General features: G+C 37.2%; 20 protein-coding genes. 16 read left to right on the forward strand and 4 right to left on the reverse strand.

The window, feature by feature from the left end:
* Positions 1-32: 32 nt before the first annotated feature.
* Complete coding sequence (locus ACEPSS_RS03405; RefSeq protein ID WP_395320196.1) at positions 33-1,403, reverse strand: hemolysin family protein; 1,371 nt, start codon at positions 1,401-1,403, stop codon at positions 33-35.
* A 212-nt stretch (positions 1,404-1,615) separates the two neighbouring features.
* Here ACEPSS_RS03405 and ACEPSS_RS03410 point away from each other — a divergent pair, with 212 nt between their 5' ends.
* The 3 genes from ACEPSS_RS03410 (at position 1,616) to adhE (ending at position 7,254) form a co-directional block, all read left to right on the forward strand.
* Entirely contained in the window at positions 1,616-3,955 is a 2,340-nt protein-coding gene (locus ACEPSS_RS03410) for an HAD-IC family P-type ATPase (RefSeq protein ID WP_395320198.1), read from the forward strand.
* Positions 3,952-4,407, forward strand: coding sequence for a hypothetical protein (locus ACEPSS_RS03415; RefSeq protein WP_395320200.1), 456 nt, complete (start codon positions 3,952-3,954; stop codon positions 4,405-4,407). The genes ACEPSS_RS03410 and ACEPSS_RS03415 overlap by 4 nt, the downstream gene beginning before the upstream one ends.
* Before the next feature lie 231 nt (positions 4,408-4,638).
* A complete protein-coding gene (gene adhE / locus ACEPSS_RS03420; protein WP_395320202.1) occupies positions 4,639-7,254 on the forward strand; it encodes a bifunctional acetaldehyde-CoA/alcohol dehydrogenase in 2,616 nt (871 codons plus the stop codon).
* 39 nt (positions 7,255-7,293) lie between these two features.
* Here the strand turns inward: adhE and ACEPSS_RS03425 are convergent, their stop codons facing one another.
* The gene (locus ACEPSS_RS03425; RefSeq protein WP_395320472.1) at positions 7,294-8,178 is read right to left on the reverse strand and encodes a LysR family transcriptional regulator; all 885 of its coding nucleotides are present in this window, start codon (positions 8,176-8,178) and stop codon (positions 7,294-7,296) included.
* A gap of 117 nt (positions 8,179-8,295) precedes the next feature.
* On the opposite strand from ACEPSS_RS03425, the gene ACEPSS_RS03430 reads away from it, so the two are divergent.
* Positions 8,296-9,939 carry a malolactic enzyme gene (locus tag ACEPSS_RS03430; protein ID WP_395320204.1) on the forward strand — a complete coding sequence of 548 codons (1,644 nt, stop codon included), beginning with the start codon at positions 8,296-8,298 and terminating at the stop codon, positions 9,937-9,939.
* An 81-nt stretch (positions 9,940-10,020) separates the two neighbouring features.
* Positions 10,021-11,013, forward strand: coding sequence for an AEC family transporter (locus ACEPSS_RS03435; protein ID WP_395320206.1), 993 nt, complete (start codon positions 10,021-10,023; stop codon positions 11,011-11,013).
* Between the two features lie 60 nt (positions 11,014-11,073).
* Here the strand turns inward: ACEPSS_RS03435 and ACEPSS_RS03440 are convergent, their stop codons facing one another.
* Entirely contained in the window at positions 11,074-11,571 is a 498-nt protein-coding gene (locus ACEPSS_RS03440) for a TetR/AcrR family transcriptional regulator (RefSeq protein ID WP_395320208.1), read from the reverse strand.
* A 117-nt stretch (positions 11,572-11,688) separates the two neighbouring features.
* Here ACEPSS_RS03440 and ACEPSS_RS03445 point away from each other — a divergent pair, with 117 nt between their 5' ends.
* The 8 genes from ACEPSS_RS03445 (at position 11,689) to ACEPSS_RS03480 (ending at position 19,954) form a co-directional block, all read left to right on the forward strand.
* Positions 11,689-14,001 (forward strand): MMPL family transporter, encoded by a 2,313-nt coding sequence (locus ACEPSS_RS03445; RefSeq protein WP_395320210.1) that lies wholly within the window; start codon positions 11,689-11,691, stop codon positions 13,999-14,001.
* 88 nt (positions 14,002-14,089) lie between these two features.
* On the forward strand, positions 14,090-14,728 hold the full coding sequence (locus ACEPSS_RS03450; RefSeq protein WP_395320212.1) for an HD domain-containing protein: 639 nt from the start codon (positions 14,090-14,092) through the stop codon (positions 14,726-14,728).
* A 22-nt stretch (positions 14,729-14,750) separates the two neighbouring features.
* Positions 14,751-15,392 (forward strand): HD domain-containing protein, encoded by a 642-nt coding sequence (locus tag ACEPSS_RS03455; protein ID WP_395320214.1) that lies wholly within the window; start codon positions 14,751-14,753, stop codon positions 15,390-15,392.
* A 41-nt stretch (positions 15,393-15,433) separates the two neighbouring features.
* Positions 15,434-17,452 carry a KUP/HAK/KT family potassium transporter gene (locus ACEPSS_RS03460; RefSeq protein ID WP_395320474.1) on the forward strand — a complete coding sequence of 673 codons (2,019 nt, stop codon included), beginning with the start codon at positions 15,434-15,436 and terminating at the stop codon, positions 17,450-17,452.
* An 87-nt stretch (positions 17,453-17,539) separates the two neighbouring features.
* Positions 17,540-18,109, forward strand: a complete 570-nt coding sequence (locus ACEPSS_RS03465; protein ID WP_395320216.1) for a cadmium resistance transporter — start codon at positions 17,540-17,542, stop codon at positions 18,107-18,109.
* Between the two features lie 11 nt (positions 18,110-18,120).
* A complete protein-coding gene (locus tag ACEPSS_RS03470; protein ID WP_395320218.1) occupies positions 18,121-18,450 on the forward strand; it encodes an ArsR/SmtB family transcription factor in 330 nt (109 codons plus the stop codon).
* A 56-nt stretch (positions 18,451-18,506) separates the two neighbouring features.
* Positions 18,507-19,130 (forward strand): hypothetical protein, encoded by a 624-nt coding sequence (locus ACEPSS_RS03475; RefSeq protein WP_395320220.1) that lies wholly within the window; start codon positions 18,507-18,509, stop codon positions 19,128-19,130.
* A 35-nt stretch (positions 19,131-19,165) separates the two neighbouring features.
* Positions 19,166-19,954 carry a hypothetical protein gene (locus ACEPSS_RS03480; protein WP_395320222.1) on the forward strand — a complete coding sequence of 263 codons (789 nt, stop codon included), beginning with the start codon at positions 19,166-19,168 and terminating at the stop codon, positions 19,952-19,954.
* A gap of 41 nt (positions 19,955-19,995) precedes the next feature.
* Here the strand turns inward: ACEPSS_RS03480 and ACEPSS_RS03485 are convergent, their stop codons facing one another.
* A complete protein-coding gene (locus tag ACEPSS_RS03485; RefSeq protein ID WP_395320224.1) occupies positions 19,996-20,502 on the reverse strand; it encodes an aminoacyl-tRNA deacylase in 507 nt (168 codons plus the stop codon).
* Positions 20,503-20,622: 120 nt separating this feature from the next.
* Here ACEPSS_RS03485 and ACEPSS_RS03490 point away from each other — a divergent pair, with 120 nt between their 5' ends.
* The 3 genes from ACEPSS_RS03490 (at position 20,623) to ACEPSS_RS03500 (ending at position 25,603) form a co-directional block, all read left to right on the forward strand.
* Entirely contained in the window at positions 20,623-22,203 is a 1,581-nt protein-coding gene (locus ACEPSS_RS03490; RefSeq protein ID WP_395320226.1) for an Nramp family divalent metal transporter, read from the forward strand.
* A 91-nt stretch (positions 22,204-22,294) separates the two neighbouring features.
* The gene (locus ACEPSS_RS03495) at positions 22,295-23,020 is read left to right on the forward strand and encodes a GntR family transcriptional regulator (protein WP_395320227.1); all 726 of its coding nucleotides are present in this window, start codon (positions 22,295-22,297) and stop codon (positions 23,018-23,020) included.
* A gap of 186 nt (positions 23,021-23,206) precedes the next feature.
* Entirely contained in the window at positions 23,207-25,603 is a 2,397-nt protein-coding gene (locus ACEPSS_RS03500; RefSeq protein ID WP_395320229.1) for a phosphoketolase, read from the forward strand.
* The last annotated feature ends 4 nt before the right edge of the window (positions 25,604-25,607 follow it).

Consider the following 25,607-nt stretch of genomic DNA (forward strand, 5'->3'; position numbering starts at 1 on the left):
AAAAACGAGGCATTAGCCTCGTTTTTTTATGATTATTTATCGGATTCATCTTGCTCGTCTTCGGGTTTCGGCTCGATTTTTTTAACTTCAAACCAATCGATGAATGAATTTTCGTAGGCTATCACTTTAAATTCAAAGTCACCTAGTTTGACCACGTCGCCAACTTTAATGTGCGGATTGTGTTCGATGATGAAACCAGAAAGCGTTACAATATCAGAGCCGTCAAAGGCTTTGATATCAGTATCAAATAACTTTTCAAAGTCATAGGTATTCATCTTACCGCCAATTTTGTAGGTTCCGTTAGGTTGTCGGAAAATGGCGGCATGGTTCACGGGATCAATTTCGTCACGAACTGTTCCAAATAATTCTTCATAGATATCTTTATCCGTAATAATCCCTGACGTACCACCATATTCATCAATTACCACGACGATTGGTTGATGGTTACTAATCATTTGTTGGAGCACCATGGCAATCGGGGTCGTTTCAGAGGTCGTACTGATTTCTCGGATAAGACTCTTAATTGGTTTTTGGTTATTAATTTGGGCTTGTTGAATTAAATCATAAATATAAACGTAACCCAAAATGTCATCTTTATCGTTATCCTTAACAACGGGAAGGCGACTGAATTTGGTGTTTAAATATTTTTCAATTGCTTCTTCATCAGTAGCGTTAATGTCAATCGTTTTTAAACGAGTTCGGTCAATCATAACATCACGAGCGGTCTTATCATTTAATTCGAAGACCCGTCGCATGTAAAGATAATCGTCTTTTTCCAAGTCACCGTTTTTAACGGCCGCTTTTGAGACACTTAAAATTTCAGATTGGGAAAGGGCTTCGTCGTTTTCGTTTGCTACGGGAAGGCCGAGTAGTTTAACGACTCCAGCAGCAGAAACGTTCAATAACCATACGAAAGGATAGAAAACAACGTGGAAGTAGTGAAGCGGGGTGCTAACCACGGCTAAAACCTTGAGGGGCATATCAATACTAAGGTTTTTGGGTAAAATTTCGGTAAAGACCACTTCTAAGTAAGTTAAAATCAAAACCCCAATTACAACCCCAAAACCGTGTGCAGCAGCGGTGCTTAACCCGATGCCAGAAGCACCAAATAAATCAACGAAGATTTCAACGGCAAAAGATTCACCAATCCAACCTAAAATAATTCCGGCAAGGGAAACCCCAACTTGAGTCGTCGATAGGTATTCGTTAAGGTTCGTCACCATCTTCATTTCAAGCTTGATTTTCTTTCTTCGTTTTTCACTTGTGTTCTCGTCATCGAGTTCTTCTTGTAAAGCGGTGGGACGGGATTGTACCAAGGCAAATTCACAGGCCACAAAGTAACCTGCCAAGAAAAACATCACTAATATAATAACTAAGTCGACAAAAATCGATCCAGTAACCAAAAAGCATTCCTCTTTTCATTTTAATAAATAGTAATCAATTAGAGCTAAAAATTATATTTTAGCATTATGTCTATTAATTTTACCATAATATGGAAGATAACACGTTTTTTTCCAAAAATATTAGAGATAATCCTAAAATTTGATTAATTTAAAGGATGACCACTGAAAAATAAAAGGTGCTTAGCTATAATTAAACCAAAAGGGGTGGCAAAATGAAGCAAAATTTAACTGGGTTAACTTCCGCTCAGGTCCAGTCCCGAGTCGCTGCTGGGGAAAAGAATACAGCAACCAAATCATTAACGAAAAGTATTCAACAAATTATTTTTGAAAATACATTTACTTTGTTCAATTTAATTAATATTATGCTTGGCATGTTGGTTTTTCTAACTGGTAGCTATAAAAACATGCTGTTTCTCTTGATTGCCACGATAAATACCATGATTGGAATTTTCCAAGAAATCAGATCAAAACGCCAAATTGACAAGATGGCTTTGCTGTCAGAGGCAAAAGTTACGGTAATTCGCAACGGAGTATCAGTTGAAATTGCTCCAGAAGACCTGGTGCTTGATGATTTAATTGTCTTACAATTAGGGGATCAAATTCCAGTTGATGGGGTAGTGCAGGAAACGCAAGAATTAGAAATTGATGAATCACAAATTACCGGAGAATCCGATGTAATTGTGAAAACCGATGGACAAGCTTTGATTTCGGGAAGTTTTGTCGTCAGTGGGCATGCCATCATGCGAGCTACCAAAGTTGGAAAAGCGACTTTTGTGAATTCGCTAACCGAAAAAGTTAGTAAAACGGAAAAACAAAATAGTGTTTTATTAAAGTTGATTAAACGGATTATCAGAATTTTAACGATGATTATCATTCCACTTGGTTTATTATTGTTTGCATCCCGTTTATGGCACGGGGTTTCGTTCAATCATGCGATTTTAGGAACCGTGGCGGCCATGATTGGAATGATTCCAGAAGGGTTAATTTTACTTTCTTCCGTTACGTTAGCAATTTCGGCTTATCATCTAGCCCGAAAGCAAGTGTTAGTCAGAGATTTGGCTTCCATTGAAACCTTAGCTCGAGTCGATACGTTGTGTTTGGATAAAACTGGCACGATAACTAACGGGAATTTACAGTTCAAGGATTTAGTTTTAGCACCGGGACAAACTCAAGCGGCAGTTAGTAATCTGTTAGGTTCATTAATTAAAGAAATTGACGATATCAACGAAACCGCCGAAGCACTGAAAGTGGCTTTTCCAAAGCACCCTTATCAAGCGCAACAAATTGTGCCGTTTTCATCGGCTCGAAAGTGGAGTGGAGTTCAATTTGAACAAGGCAACTATGTGTTAGGTGCGCCGCAATTCGTATTAGACTTAAATGGGCAACAAACGCAGCAAGTCCATGACTTTGCAGCGGAGGGAAATCGGGTCTTAGCTTTAGTTAAAGCCAACCAAATGAGTCGTGAGGGGTTAGTTGGCACGGAATTAGTCGCTTTTATTTTGATTACCGATGTGATTAGAGCGGATGCTCCAGCAACATTAGCTTATTTTGCTAATCAAGGGGTGCAGGTCAAAGTGATTTCTGGTGATGACCCCACGACCGTTGCCGCAATTGCCAAACGTACTGGAATTGAGCACGCTGAACAATTAGTTGATATGACCACAGTTGCGGATGATGCGGATTACCATGCTTTAGTCGCTAACACGACCGTTTTTGGACGCGTTAAACCCGAGCAAAAAGAACGGTTAGTGAAAGCTTTACAGGATAACGGTCATACCGTAGCAATGACTGGTGACGGAGTTAACGATATTTTGGCCTTACGCCAGGCAAACTGTGGTATTGCAATGGCATCCGGAAATGAGAGTACGAAAAGTATTGCTGATTTCGTGCTAGTTAATTCTAATTTTTCTGCCTTAATTAATATTTTGAACGAGGGGCGGAGAGTGATTAACAATATTGATAACATCGCTGCTTTGTATTTGGTAAAGACGATGTTTTCGATTATGCTAAGTTTGATTTTTATTTTCATGGCCAAAAGTTATCCTTTTCAACCAATCCAACTCACGCCAATTAATAGTTTGATGGTCGGAGTTCCTTCCTTCTTACTAGCTTTAGCTCCAGAATTTCATCCAATTAAGAACCGCTTCTTCACGGGAATTGTCGAAATTGCGCTCCCGTCAGCGATCTGTGTGGTTTTATATATTCTATTAATTGGTGGAATTGGCAATTTATTAGGCTTTCAAGTTGCCACAACTGATACGCTGAACGTGTTACTAACCGGATTAATTAGTTGGCAAGCTTTATTACTGGTTAGTCGACCTTTGAATCGTTACAAGACTCTAATTGTGTCTGGTAGTATCGTTTTATTCATGGGGTTATTTATTATCTTTGGGAAGTTTTTCTATTTAACGAACTTCTTTACCTGGCAAGTTGGGGGGATTGGATTATTGTTGATTTTAACGATTAATCCGGTTTTCTTACTGATTCAACGAGTGGTTAATTATTTTTACAGTGGTAGGAAAATGAAGGCAAAAAAGGAATTAACTAAATGAAAATATTACTTTTAGACATTGATGATACCTTGTGTCCTTTAGCTTATAAAGGTAAGGATGCTGTAAAAGTTGATGAAATGGGGGTCCAGATAGCGGCTCCGCAATATGTAGTGGATCATTTAAAAGCGTTTGCGCAACAACCAGAAAATTCGATTGTGTGGGCCACTCATCGAAAATGCTACGTGGCCTCAATTATCGCTAAAGAAATGGGCTTTAAAACGGATGATTATTTATCATTTACGAATAGTTCAGATGCTAATTGGAATAAGCTTCCTGATTTAATCAAATATGCTAACGAACATCCGAATGATTTAGTGATTAATGCTGACAATGATGCTTTTGCGGTCAAAGAATCTGAAGTTCCTTCTAATTTAAAATTCATTGTGCCAGATGGTAAAAAAGGTTGCTTATCAGAAAATGATTTTAAAAAGATTGCTGAAATGAAATTATAAATTTAACACCAGCCAATTTCTGCGTAAAAACAGAAGTTGGCTGTTTTATTGTTTGATTATGTTACGTTTTGAACAATGGCTTTATAATGGATATAAATATCTTTAATATCCCATTAAAACAGCATTTATAAAGTTTTTGAAACAAATGTTTGGCAAATTAAAAAGAGTGTGATATTATGAACTTGTGAAATGAATAACAATTAAACGTTTATGAACCGGAGGGTGATTAAGATGGTAGAAAAGAAACAACCAAATGTTGAAGCAATCAAGAAAAATATCGATGATATGGTTGCCAAAGCACATGTTGCCTTAGACGAAATGAGTAATTTTGATCAAGAAAAAGTTGATCACATTACTCACGCAATGGTAATTGCCGGAGTAAATGCACATCAAATGCTCGGTGAAATGGCCTTTAAAGAAACTGGTCGTGGAGTCGCCGAAGATAAAGCAATTAAAAACTTATTTGCTACTGAAGAAATTTGGAATAACATTCGCAATGACAAGACCGTTGGTGTCATTGAGGAAAACTCAGAAGAAGACTTAATCAAAGTTGCTGAACCACTAGGTGTGTTAGCTGGAATTACTCCCGTAACTAACCCAACTTCAACGACTTTATTCAAATCAATTATTTCTATGAAAACGAGAAATGCAATTATCTTTAGTTTGCATCCTCAAGCACTTCAATCATCAATTAAAGCTGCTCAAATTATGCGTGATGCTGCGATTGCTGCTGGTGCTCCTAAAGACGCCATTCAATGGATTACTGAACCAAGCCGTGAAGCAACGAACGCTTTGATTCAAAACCCTGGTGTTGCATGTACCTTAGCAACTGGGGGTCCTGGACTAGTTAAAGCTGCCTACTCAACTGGTAAACCAGCCTTAGGTGTTGGTCCTGGTAATGGTCCTGTTTATATTGAAGAAACAGCTAACATCCCACGTGCCGTTAATGATTTAGTTTTATCAAAAACTTTTGATAACGGGATGATTTGTGCCACTGAAAACAGTGCGGTCATTGATGCTTCTATCTATGATGATGTTAAAGAACAACTTTCCCTTAACCGGGTTTACTTTATTCCTGACAATGAAAAACAAAAATTAACGGATGCCATGTTTGACAGCACTCGTTTGAGCGTGAAAGGCCCAATCGCTGGAGCAACTGCTCAACAAATTGCTGATATGGCTGGCATTAAGATTCCTAAGGACACCCAAGTTCTTGCCGTTGAAATGACTGGAATTGGTCCTAAATACCCAATGTCTGGTGAAAAACTTTCTCCGGTAATTTCAGTTTACAAATCAAAAGATCACAAAGATGCCTTTGAAATTGTTGCTAAATTATTGAACTATGGTGGTTTAGGTCATACGGCTGCAATCCAAACTAGAGATGACCAATTAGCCGTTGACTTCGGGGTGGCCGTTAAAGCATCACGGGTCTTGGTTAACTCACCAGCTGGTTTAGGTGGAGTTGGTAACCTTTACAACAACATGACTCCTTCACTAACGTTAGGGACTGGATCATGGGGTAACAACTCCATCTCACATAACGTTACTGACTACGACTTATTGAACATTAAGACAATCGCAAAGAGAAGAAATAATATGCAATGGATTAAATTACCTAAGATTTACTTCGAAAAGAATTCAGTTCGTTACCTTAAAGACATGCCAAACATCAAGAAGGCCTTCATCGTTACTAGCCCTTCAATGGTTAAATACCACTACGTTGACAAAGTTTTAGATGAATTAAATGCTCGTCCCGATGGCGTGCAATACTACATCTTTGATGATATTCACGACGAACCAACGACTGATACAGTTAACGCAGGGGTTGTGCAAATGCGTGGCTTTAAACCAGATACCATCATTGCTTTAGGTGGTGGTTCACCACTTGATGCCGCTAAGATGATGTGGTTAATTTACGAAAACCCAGAAACTGATTTCTTCGGTGCAAAACAAAAATTCTTGGATATCAGAAAACGGGCTTACCGCTTTGAAAAACCAAGTAAATCACAAATGGTAGCTATCCCAAGTACTTCAGGTACTGGATCAGAAGTAACTCCATTCTCAGTTATTACTGATTCTAAATTACACATCAAGTACCCATTAGCTGATTACGCTTTGACCCCTGATGTTGCCATCATTGACCCTCAATTCGTGGCTACGGTACCAAAGCAAACCATTGCTGCATCAGGACTTGATGCCTTGACTCATGCCATTGAATCATACGTCTCAGTTATGGCATCTGATTACACTCGTCCATTGTCATTACAAGCCATCAAGATGATTTTTGAAAACTTGACTGATTCTTACAATGGCAACATGGAAGCTCGTGACAAGATGCACACTGCTTCAACGATTGCCGGAATGGCCTTTGCCAATGCCTTCTTAGGAATTACGCACTCAATTGCCCACAAACTCGGAGGACAATTTGGAATTACTCACGGTATCGCAATTGCAATTACCTTGCCACATGTAATTCGTTACAACTTTGAAAAACCTAAGAAGATTGCTACTTGGCCTAAGTACGAATCATTCCGGGCTGATCAAGACTATGCCGAAATTGCTCGTTACCTTGGCTTACCAGGTTCAACTAACGAAGAACTCAAAGAAGCTTTGGTTCACAAGTTTATCGAATTAGCTCACTCAGTTGGAGTAACTTTAAGCTTGAAGGCTCAAGGAGTTAACAAAGCTGACTTAGAAGCCGCTGCAACTCACTTAGCTGAATTAGCTTACGCTGACCAATGTACAACTGCTAACCCTAAAGAACCACTTTTCGCTGATCTTAAGAAGATGATTCTTGAAGAATACGATGGTGTGGGCGTGGAAACCGAAACAGATAAAGAAGTTTAAGCAATCAGAAAAGCACATCGTCAAAAGGCGATGTGCTTTTTATTTTGCAATGGAATTAGTTGAAACTTCGATTAATTGATGTTCTTTGGGTGATAGAACGTGGGTTTTCCGATAGGTAAGGGACACGTAGAATTGATCTAAATCGTCATCATCAATCGGAATGGCAATTAGGTTATCTTTGGGATTAATTGCTTGTTCCGTTAGAAAAGAAATTCCAATATTTTCGGAAACTAACTGCTTTAAGAGCTCCACGTCTTGCGTGCGGTAACGGACATGAACTTTGATACTGTGTTCGTTACAAAGTTTATTGAAAGTATTGTGATGAATGAAGTCATCAGACAGGGAGATAAAATTAGCGTTGTTCAAATCTTTAACTTTAACCTTAGCTAATTTAGCCAATGGTGAAGCAGGGGAAACGATGATTTTAAAGTTACTCTTCGTTAGTAATTTTGACTTGATGGCATGACTTTGAATCGGTTCATTGGAACCAAGTAAGGCAATGTCAATTTCACCTGAACGAAGTTGATCAAGTAAACGACCAGAACCAGCTTCGATATTATCTAAATCATCCAAGATGTTAGCCTGACTAAGTTCGAGAGCTAAGCTTGGGAAATAATAGTTTCCAATAATTGGCGGAAGACCAAAGCGGATCGGTTCCTTAAAATTATGGTGCATATTTTCCTTTAATTCTTCGACTTCTCGATTAATAATTTCCGTGTGTTTATGTAAAATTTTACCGTGGGGACTGATTTTAATCTTGTGATGGGCTTGATTTCGGTTAATAAGTTCAACGTTGAACTCTTTTTCGAGGCGTTGAATGGCCATCGAAATGGTGGGTTGACTAACCCCAAAATATTCTGAGACCGTCGTGTAACTCTTGAGTTCAACCAGTTTATTAAAGTAGATTAAGTCTTGTAATTTGATAGAATCACCTCATATAAATGCTATTTATGTAAATTGGGTATTTGACAATTATTTTCTCTGTGAATTAATATACAGGTAGTTTATTAATCAATAATACTACAAAAAGGAGTCTTATTTATGTCAAGAGGACAAGAAATTGTAAACAATCCCTTTTTAAACAAGGGAACTGCATTTACTGAAGAAGAACGTAAGACCTTAAACCTCCAAGGAATGTTACCTCCACGAGTACAAACTTTGGAACAACAAACTGCTCGAGTATATAAAGAATACTTAACTAAGAGCAATGATTTAGAAAAACGAGTTTACTTAATGAGTATTTTCAACGAAAACCGCGTGCTTTTCTACGCAACTTTTGCTGAACACGTTAGTGAATTCATGCCAATCGTTTACGATCCAACCATCGCTGACTCAATTGAAAACTACAGCCGGATGTACGTAAACCCACAAAACGCTGCTTTCTTATCAATCAATCAAGATGATCAAGAAACCATCCGTCAAAGCTTAATCAATGCCGCTGAAGGCCGTAACATCAAGTTATTAGTTGTAACTGATGGGGAAGGAATTCTTGGAATTGGTGACTGGGGAACTCAAGGAATTGATATCCCAGTTGGTAAGTTAATGGTTTATAGTGCTGCTGCTGGAATTGATCCTTCAGAAGTCCTTCCCGTTGTGATTGATGCTGGTACTACTAGAAAAGAATTACTTGAAGACCCATTATACTTGGGACTTGGTCAAGAACGTGATTACTCAGAAAAATACTACGACTTCGTTGACAAATTTGTGACTGAAGCCGAAGATTTATTCCCTAACCTTTACCTTCACTTTGAAGACTTTGGTCGTGCTAACGCTGCCAACATCTTAGACAAATACAAAGACAAGTACTTAGTATTTAATGATGATATTCAAGGTACTGGAATTATCGTATTAGCTGGAGTTTTAGGTGGACTTAACATTTCTGGCGAAAAAATGGTTGACCAAAAATATCTTTGTTTCGGTGCTGGTACTGCCGGTGTTGGGATTGCACAACGGGTTGCTGAAGAAATGGTTCAAGAAGGTTTATCAGAAGCAGAAGCTAAAAAACGTTTCTACATGGTTGATAAACAAGGTCTATTATTCGACGACATGCCTGACTTAACTCCTGGTCAAAAAGAATTTGCTAGAAGTCGTTCAGAATTTGAAAATTCAGAAGACTTAACTGATTTACTTTCAGTTGTTAAAGCAGTTCACCCAACAATCATGGTTGGTACTTCAACTGTTCACGGTGCTTTCACTGAAGACGTCATTAAAGAAATGGCTGCTCACACTAAACGCCCAATCGTAATGCCAATCTCAAACCCAACTAAATTAGCTGAAGCTACTGCTGCTGATGTAATTAAGTGGTCAGATGGTCGTGCTTTAGTTGCTACTGGTGTTCCAAGTGCTCCGGTTGAATACAACGGGGTTACTTACGAAATCGGTCAAGCTAACAATGCGCTTGTTTACCCTGGTATCGGTTTAGGTGCAATTGCTGCCACTGCTACTAAGTTAAGTGACAAGATGATTTCAGCTGCTGCTCACTCATTGGGTGGAATTGTTGATCCAAGTCAACCAGGTGCTGCAATCTTGCCACCAGTTGACCAATTAACTGAATTCTCACAAACAGTTGCTAACTCTGTTGCCCAAACTGCTGTTGACGAAGGTATTACTCGTGAAACGATTACCGACGTTAAAGCTGCAGTTGAAGCAGAAAAATGGTACCCAGTTTACAAAGAAGTTAAATAAGTTTAAGGTTATGCAAAAATCGTTCGTAGTTACATACGGACGTTTTTTGTTTTTATAGAAAAATTAGGAGATAAATTTTAGATGACAGCATTCTTAACCTCACTATCAAGCGTGGGAGAAATTGTTTTAGTGATTGCTTTAGGTTTTTGGCTGCGGAATTCGGGCCGCCTTGGTGATACGTTTAAAGGCAACATTTCTTTCATTATTATGAACATTGCGTTACCAGTTTCGATTTTTATGTCAGTGGTAACCAAATTAAACCGAAATAAATTAATTAGTTTATCAAGTAGTCTACTCTATGTATTTTTGAGCTTCTTCCTTGGATATGTAATTGCCATTACCTTAGTTAAAGTTTTCAAAATTAGAAAAGGGCGTCGTGGAACCTTTATTAATATGGCAGTCAATGCCAATACGATTTTTATTGGAATGCCATTAAATTTGGCTCTTTTTGGTGATCAAGCTTTACCATTTTTCTTGATTTACTACTTGATGAACACAATTTCCACTTGGGCCATTGGAATCTTCTTCATCTCGGCCGATGATCCTACGAAGACTAAGGGGGAAAAAAGTGGTGAAAGTTTTAATTGGAAAAAATTATTACCAGCTCCCTTAATCGGGTTCATTGTAGCCTTGGTCTGGCTAGTTTTAGGTTTACCAATTACCTTTATCGTGCAACCCCAAGGCTTTCCAATGTTAGGAAATACTTTTGAAATGGTCGGGGGATTAGTTACGCCGTTGTCATTAATCTATATTGGAATTATTTTAGCGGATGCTGGATTGAAATCAATTCACTTTGACCGCGATTCAGTGCTTGCTTTAATTGCTAGATTTGTGATTGCACCAGCCATTATGCTTTCTGTTTTAATGTTCTTTATGCACACGGGTGCAAAGATTCCAACTATGGAAACCAGTACCTTTGTGATTCAAGCAGCTGCACCTGGTTTAGCAGTCCTTCCAATTTTAGTTGGTCGTGCGCATGGTGATGTTGCTTATGCAACTAACGTGGTAGTTACTAGTACCGTTTTGTTTGTGGTAGTTGTTCCAATTCTAATGGAAATTTTAGCTTTCATTTAATTCAAGTAATCAAAAAATCATAATTCCAGTTCAACGCTGGAATTATGATTTTTTAGTTTTTTAAACTTTAAAAGTATCTCTTTGGAAAAATTGATCAAGTTTTTGGTAATCGTGCAACATGTCATAAGGATTTCCATTACTTTCATTCCACACAAAAATAGCGACGACTTTACCGATTATCCAAAAAATTTCTTCGGTTTGAGCTTTTTTGATAATCGAATTTAAAAAGGCATGACTGACCGTTTCACGAAAATTAGCATCATTTTCTTGTCGATTAACGACTGCTAGATGATTTTCTAAAAACAATTGATGAATCGCGAAGAATGGTTTTTCTTTAAAATTAGCCTTAGTAAAGTCAAACTCATTAACCATTCTTTCAATGTATTTTTTTAATAAATCGTATTTATCTTCGAAGTGTTGATAAAAAGTATTGCGATGGATCATGGCTCGCTTAACAATTTCAGCAACAGTGATTTTAGTAAATGGTTTTTCCGTGAGTAATTGATTGAAGCTACTAAGAATCAATAAATTAGTTCTTTCTTTTCTTAGATCGGTCATTTATAGACACTTCCTTTGCAGTGTTGATTTAATGTGCATTGTAACATATTTATCCATTTATTTTTTTACTTTTTTTATTATGATTAGAAACATACAGTTTAAAAAGGGGGATAAAAAATGAAAAAATTTTTAAATCAACTCGGACAATGGATTTTCAAGAATAAATGGAAAACCATTTTAGCCTGGGTAGTAATGCTTGGAGCAATTATTGGATTTGCTGGAAGCATGGGAGCTAATTTTAATCAAAATTTGAAGATTTCTGGGATTCCATCGACAGATATTCAAAGTACAATTAAAAAGGAATTTCATCAGGATTTAAGTGTAGGAACCATGAAGGTGGTTGTCCAAGAGCCACATGGTGATTTAACTTCTGCTAAATCGCAAGCTCAGCTCGAAAAGAAAATTAATGCTATTAAGCACCGAGATGGAATTAAAAGCGTTCAAAATCCTTACGAAACCCAAACAGTTAGTAAAGATAAAACGACTGCTTACATTAACATTACCTTTAAAAAAGGGGCTCGTTTAGTTCCCGACAGTGCGATTAATGATATTGAAAAGCAATTTAATCAGCTTAAAAATGATCACATGAAGGTGGCTTACGACGGAACGGTTAATGTTAGCAAGATTGAATTAGGTGCTACATCAGAAATTATTGGAATTGCAATCGGCTTTATCCTCTTGCTAATTCTTTTCCGTTCATTTGTTTCAGCGGGACTCCCAATTGTGAGTGCCATTGTTGGATTAATAACTGGATTATTAACGATTGTAATTGGCACTAACTTTTTCGCTGTGACCGACGTTGCTAAAACTTTATCTATTATGCTTAGTTTGGCAGTTGGAATTGATTACGCTTTATTCATTGTTCATCGTTATCGGAATGAATTGGGTAAAACGGACAGTAAAGCCGTAGCTATGGGTGCTACACTTGAAAGTGCTGGAGCTTCCGTCTTGTTTGCTGGAGTAACGGTTATGATTGCAGTTGCTGGTTTGAGCGTGGTTGGCATTGCTTTCTTAACCCAAATGGGACTTGCCGCAGCAGTTAGTGTGTTCTTTGCGATTCTTTCAGCACTTACTTTATTGCCTGCCTTAATTTCACTAGGAAGTCGGTTTATAACGCCTAGCCGTGATGATAAACCAGGTAAAGCGAAAAAAGATAACTTATTTACCAAAACGATTATTGGTCATCCAGTCCTTTCAATTTTGCTAGCAGTAATCGTGTTAGCGGGTTTTGCAACTCCGGCAACCCATATGCGACTTGGAATGCCCTTTGATGGTCAATTAGCGCAAAATAACACGAAACGTCAAGCCTATGACATGTTAACTGATAAATTTGGTGATGGCGTTAATTCACAGTTGATTGGGGTCATTAAACTTAATCAACATGCCTCAACTGCTGAGAAACAAAAAATGGCTAATCAGATTGTTGATAAAGTGAGTCATATGAAAAATGTGCATAATTTAGTTGGTTTACCTGATGAAGCTAAATTAAAATCATATCAAACCCCTACTTTCCAAGCCCAAACTAAGGAACAAGGGGAAGCCTATGTTAAACAACAAGTCATGACGGCGATGACAAAAAATCCAACGATGGATGCTGCTCAACAACAAGCAGTAGTGAAAAAAGCCACAGCTGATTATCAAGCCCAAACTAAGGCCAAGTTAGCTAAAGAAGTACTTTCACCAGTCCAAATTAGTCAAGATGGCAAATATGCAATGTTTATTGTGGTACCAAAGACTGGTTCTCAATCAGCTAAAACGGAAGAACTTGCTAACCACATCAATACTTTGAGTAAACAATATCAACATCGTGACCACACTAAGATTATCTTAACTGGCTCAAATGCCGTTAACATCGATATTTCTAAGAAATTAAATGCTGCTATTCCTGAATTAGTTGGGTTAGTGATGTTGTTAGCCTTTATTCTATTAATGGTGGTTTTCCGCTCAGTCTTGATTCCGTTGTTTGCGATGGTTGGTTTCGGTATGTCGTTAATGGCCGCTTTTGGTTTGACGACCTTAGTGGTTCAAGATGGTTTCATGAATTCACTTTTAAACATTCAAACTAGTGCACCCGTCTTAGCATTCTTGCCCGTGATTGCCATCGGAATTCTGTTTGGTCTATCTATGGATTATGAAGTTTTCATGGTTTCACGAATTCATGAAGAATACCAAAAGACCGGTGATAACAATCAAGCGGTTCGAATTGGGTTGAAGAAAAGTGGTCCGGTAATTGTTACAGCTGCAATTATCATGATTGCAGTCTTTGGAAGTTTCATTATCCAGACTGATCCAACCATTAAATCAATTGGAATTGTGTTAGCCTTTGGAGTCTTCTTCGATGCTTTCCTAGTTCGTTTGATTTTTGTTCCAGCCATGATTAAACTTTGTGGTAAGTACAACTGGAAAATTCCTTTTATTGGGAAAAAATAAAGTTTAAAAAAGCATCCGTACGGTTTACGGATGCTTTTTTGTGGCCTAAAATGAAGGTTAAATAAATCAATGAAAAGGGTACGAAATTATGAACGAAAAATTAACTCAAGTTCGGGAATATTCCCAAAAAATGATGGCAGGCGATTACTCTGGTCATGGCTTTGATCATATTGATCGGGTCATTAACATGGCGTTAAAATTATTAACCTCAGAACCAGCTAATGGAGAAATTGTGTTAACGGCGGCCTATCTGCATGACGTTTTCGACGATAAATTAACTGATGATGTGGCTGGCCGTAAAGCAGATGTACGACAAAAATTAGTTGAGTTTGGTTATTCTGAGGCTGAAATTGAACAGGTCTTTGCGATTATCGAACACATGTCGTTTGCGGATAACTTAGAAGAGCATCAGGAACTATCTAAAGAAGGACAGATTGTCCAAGATGCCGATCGTTTAGATGCAATTGGGGCCATTGGAATTGCGCGTACCTTTGCCTATGGTGCCGTACATGGAAATAAGATGTATGACCCCAAAATTAGACCACGCCGAAAAATGACGCGGGATAATTATCGCGATGAAAGCACTACAATTAATCATTTTTACGAAAAGCTCTTTAAAATTGCGGATGAAATGAATACGCGGACAGCTAAAACCATTGCTTACGAACGGAAAGTCTACATGCAACGCTTTGTGGAAGAATTCAAATCAGAATGGAACGAACTCTAGGATTGTTTTAAAGGTGATCTTGATGACTAAACGAATTGATGAAATTCATAATTATGCGTATCAAATGATGATGGGTGATCAAACGGGCCACGGCTTTGATCATGTGCAACGGGTGGTTAATAATGCCAAGTATCTTTTGCAAAATGAAACTGCGAATGCGGACGTAGTCTTAACGACGGCCTATTTACATGATGTGTTTGACGATAAACTGACAGACCAGCCGGCAGAACGCAAACTAGCGACGCGCCAATTTTTGCTTAAGTTAGGTTATGCAACTGCAGAAATTGGTGAGATCCTCTATATCATCGATCACATGTCGTTTTCTGCCAATTTAGAACAGCACTATGACTTGTCAATGGAAGGGCAGATTGTGCAAGATGCCGACCGCCTCGATGCGTTAGGTGCCTTGGGGATTGCCCGCCTATTTTCCTTTGGTGGGGTACATCAGTATCCGATGTATGATCCAACCGAAACCCAAGTTAGTCATACGAAAGCTGAATATCGCAAGCCACGTGCCACCATTAATCACTATGAAGTACGGATGAACGAAGTGATTAAACGGTTTAATACCGAAACGGGAAAACGGGTTGCGCAACATCGCTTTGAAGTAGCAAAAGAATTCGTGGAACGATTTAAAGCAGAATGGGAAAACCAAGAGATTTAGGAGAAAACTTGAAAAATACAAATAAAATTTCACTTGCAGGCATGATTATTGCCATTGGAATTGTGTATGGTGACATTGGAACATCGCCACTGTACGTTATGAATGCGATTATTAATGATGCCAAATCACCACTCAATCTGACTCCGGCGTATGTAACTGGGGCAATTTCATTAATTTTTTGGACATTGATGATTATTACCACTTTTAAGTACGTTATTTTAGCGATGAACGCTGATAACCACGGTGAGGGTGGGATTTTTTCACTGTATGCCTTAGTCAAAAAGAACGCCAAGTGGTTGATTATTCCAGCTTTAGTGGGTGGAGCTTCTATTTTAGCCGACGGAACGCTAACTCCCGCTGTGACGGTGACCTCTGCTGTCGAAGGGCTCAAAAATCAAAATTTTGGAATCAATCAGCACACGGTTTTACTGATTACGACCGTTATTTTAATCTTGGTGTTTATGTCTCAACATTTTGGCACCGCTGTAATTGGCCGCTTATTAGGCCCAATTATGACGCTGTGGTTTGTTTTTTTAGGCATTTTTGGAATCATTAACATTTTTAGCTATCCGCAAATTATCCAGGCTTTGAACCCGCTAAAAGCTTTAGAAACTCTCTTTAGTCCGACCAATAAAGCCGGAATTTTTATCTTAGGGAGTGTCTTTTTGGCAACGACCGGGGCCGAAGCTTTGTATTCTGATATGGGACACGTTGGTCGCGGTAACATCCGCATGACTTGGCCCATCGTTTATACGGCTTTGACCTTGAACTATCTCGGGCAAGGCGCTTGGATTATCACTCACTACCAAAGTAAGCAGTTTGCCGCAGATTTTACTTCAATTAATCCGTTTTATGGGATGCTTCCCAATTCGTGGTTAATTTTTGGAACCGTGATTGCGACGCTAGCGGCGATTATTGCATCGCAAGCTTTGATTACGGGATCATTTACCTTAGTTTCCGAAGCAATCGGGCTTAAATTATTGCCCCGGATGATTATTAAACACACGGGAAATACGAAAAGCCAAATCTACGTGCCGATGGTTAACTGGCTTTTGTGTGCGATTACGTTAAGTGTCGTCTGGTACTTCGGGAGTTCTGAAAAAATGGAAGCCGCTTATGGTTTAGCCATTACGGTAACAATGTTAATGACCACCATTTTACTAGGCGAATACATGAAGGACCGTTATGGACGTAAAGTTGCAATCCCCGTCGTGCTTTTCTTTGGGTCAATTGAAGTGGTCTTCTTCTTGGCCAGTATGGTAAAATTTGTCCACGGTGGGTATGTAACGCTTTTTATCATGATGATTATTTTGTATGTGATGTGGGTATGGTACTTTGGTAACAAAGCCCGAGAACATTATGATCAAGAAAGTGAATACATTGATGTGACGCAATATCGTGATCAACTAGAATCTTTGAGTGAAGACGAAAGTATTCCGATGTATGCAACCAATTTGGTGTATATGACCAAAATGCACAATGGTTATCAGATTAAACGAAACGTAATGTATTCGATTTTGGATGAAGATCCAAAACGTGCTCAAGTGTATTGGTTTGTATCGGTTAACGAAACGGATGTCCCTTACGAAAGTAACTATACCGTTGACATGATGGGAACCGATAACATGGTCAACGTCCAACTTTATCTAGGATTTAAGAAAAACCAGCATATTAGTATTTATTTACATCAAATTGTAGATAATTTATTGCAACAGGGGATTTTACAAAATCAAGTTCCGAAATATACGACGGAAAAAGGGCGTAAAATTGGAAACTTTCGGTTTGTCATCATTAAAGAAATGCCGAATGACTTGGCCTTTAATAGCAACATTAAACCGCTTGATCGGCATATGATTCGGGAACGAATTTACATGCAAAACTTGACGGCGTCACCCATTAATTGGTTTGGCTTAGAGTTTAGTGATGTTGTGCAAGAAATTTCACCACTCTTTATTTACAAAAAAATTGATGATTATTTAGTACAACGGGAAGTGGTAAATCGGCCGAAGCCAACGGTTTACGAGATTAAACCGCTTAATCCGGATGACAAAGACTTTTAAATTTTAAAGCAGAAATTTTGGTTTCTGCTTTATTTATTCCTTATATATGTTATATTCAACATATAACATATATAAGGAGAACCAAAAATGAATTTTTCCGTTTTAACTTTAACTTTTATCGCAATTAACATCGACTTTTTTATTATGTTGATTTTCCTGTTGAAACAATACTCATTGATTAAGGTCATGATTGGCTACGCTTTGGCCGTTTTCGCTTTATTACTAGTTGGCTTTTTAGTGGGGGATATTTTAGAAAAATTCCTTCCCGAGTGGATTTTAGGAATCTTAGGATTATTGCCAATTTACATGGCTTTTAAAGATGATGATGACGATGATACTGCTGGTAAAAATGGTAAAAAATCTGCCATTTACGCTGTCTTTGTGACTTATTTGTCAGTTTGTACCGGTTGTGTCCTTTCAATCTTTGTTCCCATTTTAATTGGAAAAAGTTGGTTTGATTTTGGCGAAGCTAGTTTATATCTGATAGGATTAACCATATTGATTGTTTTATTAGCTAAAGCAGTTGAAAGTAACCACTTTGTTCAAGGCCTAATTGAAAAACACGGGGAAATCTTAATGAAAATTTGTTATGTTTTAATTGGAATTTACGTGTTGTTTGACAGTGGTTTGATTGAACATTTAATTAAACTTTTTTAGGGTGATAAATTTTGAAAAATGATTTTGATGATGAATTACTAGCAGAAACGACTAAAATTTATAAGGTATTAAGTAATCCAACGCGGGTTAAACTACTTTATTTGTTAGAATCAAACGCTATGACAGTGAACGAAATTGCTGATAAATTGGGTTTAGCCCAGTCAGTGGTTTCTCATCAGTTAGCGATTTTACGTGAGCACCAATTGATTTCATTTAGCAAACAGGGAAAGTACGTTAGTTATACTTTAGACGATCCGCATATTTTAAGTATTATTGTGTTAACGGTTGATCACGTTAGCCATGTGATTAAAAACGAACCGCATCATTATAATTTTCGGTAAAATTTAATTTATTTATGGAAAATATTAATTGATATTAAATTTATAGGAGAATGTCTATGAAGTTTTTAACTGGAAATATTTCACCAACAGACATTAACAATATTGTAAAAGCTATTAATGGGAATTGGATATCTTATATACCAACTATTTTTTCTACTTTTACATCTTTGGCATTGGTAATAGTTACTTATTTTTCTCTAATAAAGAATCTAAATTTGCAAAAAGATAAGATATTATCTGATAACCGAATTACATGGTTAAATGGTATCGAAAATGATGTTTCTTCTTATTTGGGAATTGTGGATGAAATAAATAATATTTTTGCTTTTCCTGATGATAATTATCAAAAAAATATGGATTTTTCACGTGATTTACGTTTTAGACTTTCCGAAAAAGAGAGTATTATAAAACTGAAAATACTTAACAAAAATGAACATGATTCCTTTTTGCAATTATTGGAGGAATTAAATGATTTATGTTTAGACCAATTAACCGATTTTAAAAGAATATATTGTTCTGATTCTAGCAAAAAACAAAAAGATGATGATTTTTTTAACAAAAGAAAAGTTATTTATTCAAGGAGAAAAGAAATGGTGGATAAAAGAAACAAACTCGTTGAAAATACCCGTTCTATGTTGAAGAAAAAATGGGAAGAAAATAAAAAGCATTTTGATATCTAAATAAAAATACTAACATTACTTAAGAAGTGTTTAATTTGTCGAAATATGTGGTTCAACTAATTAGAAAATCTAAGTTTCCCTACAATCGAGGTTATTTGTCGAGTTATATTAATGCTATGCTTATATCACTAATCCCATTTGTATATAAAAAAAATTCTACCTTTAAAATAGATATTTATATTTATGGAGGATGTTGGGGTCATCTTTATAAAAATAGTGTTAATGATACTGTAAAAACTTTAATTGACAGTACTTTTAAAGGACTTAGCAACTATAAAAAATTATTAGACATTCATCTTGTTAATTCTTATAAGGGATATAATTTTGATGATGTACATGATGAACTTGTTAAACAACAATATAAGGTTAAAGATCATTATAATCATAGTGATCATTCTAAAATGTTTGCTGTAGAGGTAGATAACGAAATTTTATTTTTAATGGTGGGCTCAACAAATTTTTCAAATAATCAGTACGTTTCCCCTGACTTATATAAGAGTAAAGTAACTGATCAAACTGAAGTAGTTTTTATTAAAATTAATTCAAAAACAGCTGTCTTACTTAAACCGCTAATTTCAAATGCAAATAACAATGCTTTTACTTCATGGATTGAAGCCCAAGAGAGTTTTCGTGAGATACAAGGAACAGAGTACGATAATATCGAATGGAGTAATGTGAACGAATCTTTAACTTCAATTTCTTTTCCGTATGAAACACAAAGAGAAAATCTTACTGACTTGAAATTATTCGAAGATATATTTGGATTCGATAATTCGAATGTTATTAAAAAGAATGAGCTGAAATTGAATGAAAATGAAAGATGATAAACAAAAAATCCAACCTCATCTGAGATTGGATTTTTTGTTTATTCATAAGTTTCGACAATATCAGCAAATTTTCCGTGAACTAATTTAGCAATTGCTTCCGCATTTACTAAAACGGAGCGTCCAATTTGACCCGATGAAACGATAATATCGCCTTGTTTTTTGGCACTTTCATCAAAGTAGATGGGATAACCCTTTTTTTCGTAGATACCAATGGGCGTATTCGCACCGTGCTCGTAAGTTGTGGCTTGCACTAAATCCTTTAAAGGAATCATACCGACTTTTTTATTACCGGAGGCCTTGGCTAGTTTTTTATAGCTTAAGCGAGCATCTAACGGAACCACACCAACTAATGGTCCTTTGCCTTTAGCAGTGAGGGCAAGGGTTTTATAAATTTGATGTTTGGGGTAATCACCATCTGCCGTATTAATTTGGGCAACATCACCATCTTGATAGGTCGGAAAGATGATTTGTTGGTAAGGAATTTTGTGTTGATCTAAAATTTGTTCCACTAAAGTTTTGTGGATTTTGTTCTTTTTATGTGACATTTGCAAACACCTCTTAGGATAATTTTAACATATTAAAAATTTCTAATGACATTTGGCAACATCTAATGTACAATAAAATTGAATTTAATATTGGTTTTTATAGAAAAGGAGATTTTGCGGATGGCAGAAGCTAAAAAGAAGCACCATTTAATTGAATATGCTAATGGTAAATCATTAGACGAAATTAATGGTACTGTGGAAGTTCCAAAGAACATTGGATTTTGGAAAACATTATTAATGTATTCAGGACCAGGTGCCTTAGTTGCAGTTGGTTACATGGATCCCGGTAACTGGGCAACATCAATCACTGGGGGACAAAACTTCCAATACATGTTAATGTCTATCATCTTGATTTCAAGTTTGATTGCGATGTTATTACAATACATGGCAGCTAAACTTGGAATCGTGACACAAATGGACTTGGCACAAGCAATTCGTGCCCGTACTAGTAAGAGTTTGGGAATTGTACTTTGGATTACAACTGAGTTAGCCATTATGGCAACTGATATTGCCGAAGTTATTGGGGGAGCCATTGCGCTTTACCTATTGTTCGGTATTCCAATTGTAATTGCCGTACTAATTACCGTGCTTGATGTTTTAGTATTACTTTTACTTACATCAATTGGTTTTAGAAAAATTGAAGCCTTAGTTGTGGCTTTGATTTTAGTTATTTTCTTCGTTTTCGCTTACGAAGTTGCCTTATCAAACCCCGATTGGTTGGGAGTATTGAAAGGTTTAGTTCCAAGTATTGATACTGTTAAAGAAACTCCCGTTGTTCACGGAATGTCACCATTGACTGGTTCACTTGGAATCATCGGGGCAACGGTTATGCCTCATAACTTGTACCTTCACTCAGCTATCTCACAAACTCGTAAAGTTGATCATAGCGATGATGAAGATGTTGCACGTGCCGTTAAGTTCTCAGCTCTTGATTCAAACATCCAATTGACGATGGCTTTCTTCGTTAATGCTTTGTTATTAATCATGGGAGTTGCCGTATTTAAATCAGGTGCTGTTCAAGATACTTCATTCTTCGGTCTTTACGAAGCTCTTAAAGATCCAGTCTTTATGAGTAACGGTTTGTTAGCTAGTCTTGCTAAAACTGGTGTACTTTCAACCTTGTTTGCCGTTGCCTTATTGGCATCAGGTCAAAACTCAACCATTACTGGTACCTTAACTGGTCAAGTAGTTATGGAAGGGTTCATTCACATGAGAATGCCACTTTGGGCTCGTCGTTTAGTAACTCGTTTACTATCAATCATCCCAGTTTTACTTTGTGTATTGATGACTGCTGGTGATTCAAAGATTGCTCAACATGCCGCAATGAATGACTTGATGGAAAACTCTCAAGTGTTCTTAGCCTTCGCCTTACCATTCTCAATGCTTCCACTATTGATGTTTACTAATAGTGAAATTGAAATGCGTGGTAAACGTTTTTCAAATGCCCTTTGGATTAAAGCTGCTGGTTGGATTTCAGTTGTAACTTTAATCTTCTTGAACCTTTACAACATGCCTAGTGCCGTTGCTGGATTCTTTGGAGATGACATTACTGCTAGCCAAACTCACTTAGCTAACGTGATTGCTTACACAACTGACTTCTTAGTATTAGCCTTATTGGCTTGGGTACTTTACGATATCTACAAATCAAACAAAGCCTTTACTGAAGAAGAAAAGACTGGTAAAAAAGAAGCAACTAAATAATAAATAATTAAAAGGATTTCCAATTCGTTGGGAATCCTTTTTTTGATTCTGCTATACTTTAGATATTAATGAAGAACGAGGTATTAGTTCAGTGGCTGATTTAGTGTATAAAAAAGTAATGCAAAATTTAAAAGATCGAATTCGGGCAAACAATTTTCAAAATAATCGGTTGCCTGACGAACGGACGTTAAGCGAAGAATTGGAAGTTAGTCGTAGTTCAATTAAACGAGCTTTGGGAATTTTGGCAGACGAAGGGGTCATTTTTAAAAAACGGGGAGCGGGAACGTTCGTTAATCCGTTATATTTAAAAAATAAATCCATTTTTCGCTATGAAGGTTCAAATTTAGGAATTACCAATAATTTAAAAAAAGAAGGGTATAATCCTACGATTAAAGTCCTTGATTTTAAAGTAATTCCGGCCCCTCAAGAAGTTAAAGAAAGTTTATTTTTACATGACGAGGCTTTTGTGTATGAAATCAAGCGGCTTCGGTTGTTAGACGACCAGGGCATCATCATTGAAACTAGTTATATTCCGATTAAAATTGCACCAGATTTAACCAAAGAAATTGTTAGTCATTCTTTATTTGATTACTTTGCCAAAGAATTGCATCATACCGGGACCAAGTCGTTTATGTCAATTGAGACCCAGCCTTCAAATACGAACGATCAACGACTTTTGGATTTAACTCCAACGGAACCAGTCGGCATTATGGAAGGGGTCTTTTTCTTAGATGACGGAACCCCTTTTGAAATTTCGACGATGCGAATTCATTACAAATATTTTAGCTATAACACGTTTGTAAATCTTTCAGATTAGCTTTTTAGGAAAGCGGATACAATGCTTACGAGAGAACATTTTAAATTGATACGTACCAATCTTCAAAAAGTTTGACTTTTTGCGAAAAATTGTTAATATAGATTGTGTAGCTGAGTTAGATATCTAACTCAATCATATTTTAAAATCAATCATTTGGTTGATGATTATTAAAAGGAGTGTTATTGCATGTCAGTAGATTACAATTCAAAAGAATACTTTGACAAAATGAAGCAATACTGGAACACTGCCAACTATCTTTCAGTTGGTCAATTGTTCTTGCGTGCCAATCCTTTATTGAAGAAGCCTTTGACTTCTGAAGATGTAAAGGTTAAACCAATCGGACATTGGGGTACAATTTCATCACAAAACTTTATTTACACTCATTTAAACCGTGTAATTAACAAGTATGACTTAAACATGTTCTATATTGAAGGTTCAGGTCATGGTGGACAAGTTATGGTTTCTAATTCATACATGGATGGAAGCTATTCAGAAATTTATCCAGAAATCACTGCTGATGAAGCAGGTATGGCTAAATTATTCAAACAATTCTCATTCCCAGGTGGTATTGCATCTCATGCTGCCCCTGAAACACCAGGTTCAATTCACGAAGGTGGAGAATTAGGTTACTCACTTTCTCACGGTGTTGGTGCTATCTTAGATAACCCAGACGTGATTGCTGCTGTTGAAATTGGTGATGGTGAAGCCGAAACTGGTCCTTTAGCTGGATCATGGTTCTCAAGCTCATTCATCAACCCAGTTACAGATGGTGCTGCACTTCCAATCATTAACTTAAATGGTTTCAAGATTGCTAACCCAACTATTTTCAACCGTACTTCTGACGAAGACTTACGTAAGTACTTCGAAGGTTTAGGTTGGAAACCTTACTTTGTTGCAACTAACGAACCTCATGGTACTGACGTTGACGAAGCAAACGTTAACTTAGCAAAAGCTATGGATTCAGCTATTGAAGACATCTTAGCAATTCAAAAGAACGCTCGTGAAAACGAAACTGCTGAAACTGCTACTCGTCCACAATGGCCAATGATTATCTTCCGTTCACCAAAAGGTTGGACTGGTCCAGAATACAACGCAGAAGGTCTTCCTATCGAAGGTTCATTCCGTGCTCACCAAGTTCCACTACCTCTATCTGCAAACGATATGGGTAGTGCTGACGAATTCCTTAAATGGATGAAGAGTTACAAACCTGAAGAATCATTTAACGAAGATGGTAGTCTTAAAGATTATCTTAAAGAAATGGCTCCTAAGGGCGACAAGCGTATGTCAATGAATCCTGTTACTAATGGTGGTATCGATCCTAAACCATTAGACTTACCTGATTACCGTGACTACGCATTAAACGTTGATGTTCCAGGTCAAATGGAAGCAATGGATATGGTTGTTTGGTCAGCATGGGTTCGTGATACTATGAAGAAAAACCCTACTAACTTCCGTGCCTTTGGTCCTGATGAAACATGGTCAAACAGAATTTGGGATATCTTCGAAACTACTAACCGTCAATGGGAACGTAAAATCGATGTTCCTTATGATGCACACATGGCTCACTATGGTCGTCTTATCGATTCACAATTATCAGAACATGATGATGAAGGTTGGTTAGAAGGTTACGTATTAACTGGTCGTCACGGTTTCTTTGCTACTTATGAAGCATTCGGTCGTGTAGTTGATTCAATGCTTACTCAACACTTCAAGTGGTTAAGAAAAGCTGCTGAAATGAAGTGGAGAAAACACTACCCTTCATTGAACTTTATCGATTCATCAACTGTATTCCAACAAGATCATAATGGTTACACTCACCAAGATCCAGGTCTTATCAACCATCTTGCTGAAAAGAAACCAGAATTCATTCGTGAATACTTCCCAGCTGATGCTAACACATTATTAGCTGTTTCAGATGTAGCATTCTCAGATTACGAAAAAATTAATCTACTTACTACTTCAAAACACCCACGTCCACAATGGTTCAATATTGACGAAGCTTCAAACCTTGTTAAAAATGGTTTAGGTTACGTTGAATGGGCTTCTACAGACCAAGGTGCAAAACCAGATATCGTTATTGCTTCTGCTGGTGTTGAACCAACCCTTGAAGCCTTAGCTGCTGTATCAATCTTAAACAAACGTTTCCCAGACATGAAGATTCGTTTCATTAACGTTGTTGACTTGTTGAAATTACGTAATCCTAAGTTTGACCCTCGTGGTTTAACTAACGAAGACTTTAACAACTTGTTCACTACTGATACACCAATCTTGTTCGCATTCCACGGTTTCGAAGATATCATCAGAACTATCTTCTTCGATCGTGACAACAAGAACGTTGATGTTCACGGTTACCGTGAAAATGGTGATATTACTACACCATTTGACATGCGTGTTCTTAATCAACTTGATCGTTTCGACTTGGCTAAAGACGTTGTTAAAGACATCCCTGGTTTAGCTGAAAAGAACATGGACTTCATTCAAGAAATGAACGATATGATTGACAAGCACAACCATTACATTAGAACTGAAGGTACTGATTTACCAGAAGTTGTTGACTGGAAATGGGCACCACTTAAGAAATAATTTA

Source organism: Fructilactobacillus frigidiflavus (genome assembly GCF_044054575.1).
GTDB classification, from domain to species: Bacteria; Bacillota; Bacilli; order Lactobacillales; family Lactobacillaceae; genus Fructilactobacillus; species Fructilactobacillus frigidiflavus.

What these genes read in the sequence shown, in the direction of transcription:
- ACEPSS_RS03410 (WP_395320198.1), top strand. Translation starts at nt 1,616, where the DNA reads ATGAAGCAAAATTTAACTGGGTTAACTTCCGCTCAGGTCCAGTCCCGA.
- ACEPSS_RS03415 (WP_395320200.1), top strand. Translation starts at nt 3,952, where the DNA reads ATGAAAATATTACTTTTAGACATTGATGATACCTTGTGTCCTTTAGCT.
- adhE (WP_395320202.1), top strand. Translation starts at nt 4,639, where the DNA reads ATGGTAGAAAAGAAACAACCAAATGTTGAAGCAATCAAGAAAAATATC.
- ACEPSS_RS03430 (WP_395320204.1), top strand. Translation starts at nt 8,296, where the DNA reads ATGTCAAGAGGACAAGAAATTGTAAACAATCCCTTTTTAAACAAGGGA.
- ACEPSS_RS03435 (WP_395320206.1), top strand. Translation starts at nt 10,021, where the DNA reads ATGACAGCATTCTTAACCTCACTATCAAGCGTGGGAGAAATTGTTTTA.
- ACEPSS_RS03440 (WP_395320208.1), bottom strand. Translation starts at nt 11,571, where the DNA reads ATGACCGATCTAAGAAAAGAAAGAACTAATTTATTGATTCTTAGTAGC.
- ACEPSS_RS03445 (WP_395320210.1), top strand. Translation starts at nt 11,689, where the DNA reads ATGAAAAAATTTTTAAATCAACTCGGACAATGGATTTTCAAGAATAAA.
- ACEPSS_RS03450 (WP_395320212.1), top strand. Translation starts at nt 14,090, where the DNA reads ATGAACGAAAAATTAACTCAAGTTCGGGAATATTCCCAAAAAATGATG.
- ACEPSS_RS03455 (WP_395320214.1), top strand. Translation starts at nt 14,751, where the DNA reads ATGACTAAACGAATTGATGAAATTCATAATTATGCGTATCAAATGATG.
- ACEPSS_RS03460 (WP_395320474.1), top strand. Translation starts at nt 15,434, where the DNA reads ATGATTATTGCCATTGGAATTGTGTATGGTGACATTGGAACATCGCCA.
- ACEPSS_RS03465 (WP_395320216.1), top strand. Translation starts at nt 17,540, where the DNA reads ATGAATTTTTCCGTTTTAACTTTAACTTTTATCGCAATTAACATCGAC.
- ACEPSS_RS03475 (WP_395320220.1), top strand. Translation starts at nt 18,507, where the DNA reads ATGAAGTTTTTAACTGGAAATATTTCACCAACAGACATTAACAATATT.
- ACEPSS_RS03485 (WP_395320224.1), bottom strand. Translation starts at nt 20,502, where the DNA reads ATGTCACATAAAAAGAACAAAATCCACAAAACTTTAGTGGAACAAATT.
- ACEPSS_RS03490 (WP_395320226.1), top strand. Translation starts at nt 20,623, where the DNA reads ATGGCAGAAGCTAAAAAGAAGCACCATTTAATTGAATATGCTAATGGT.
- ACEPSS_RS03500 (WP_395320229.1), top strand. Translation starts at nt 23,207, where the DNA reads ATGTCAGTAGATTACAATTCAAAAGAATACTTTGACAAAATGAAGCAA.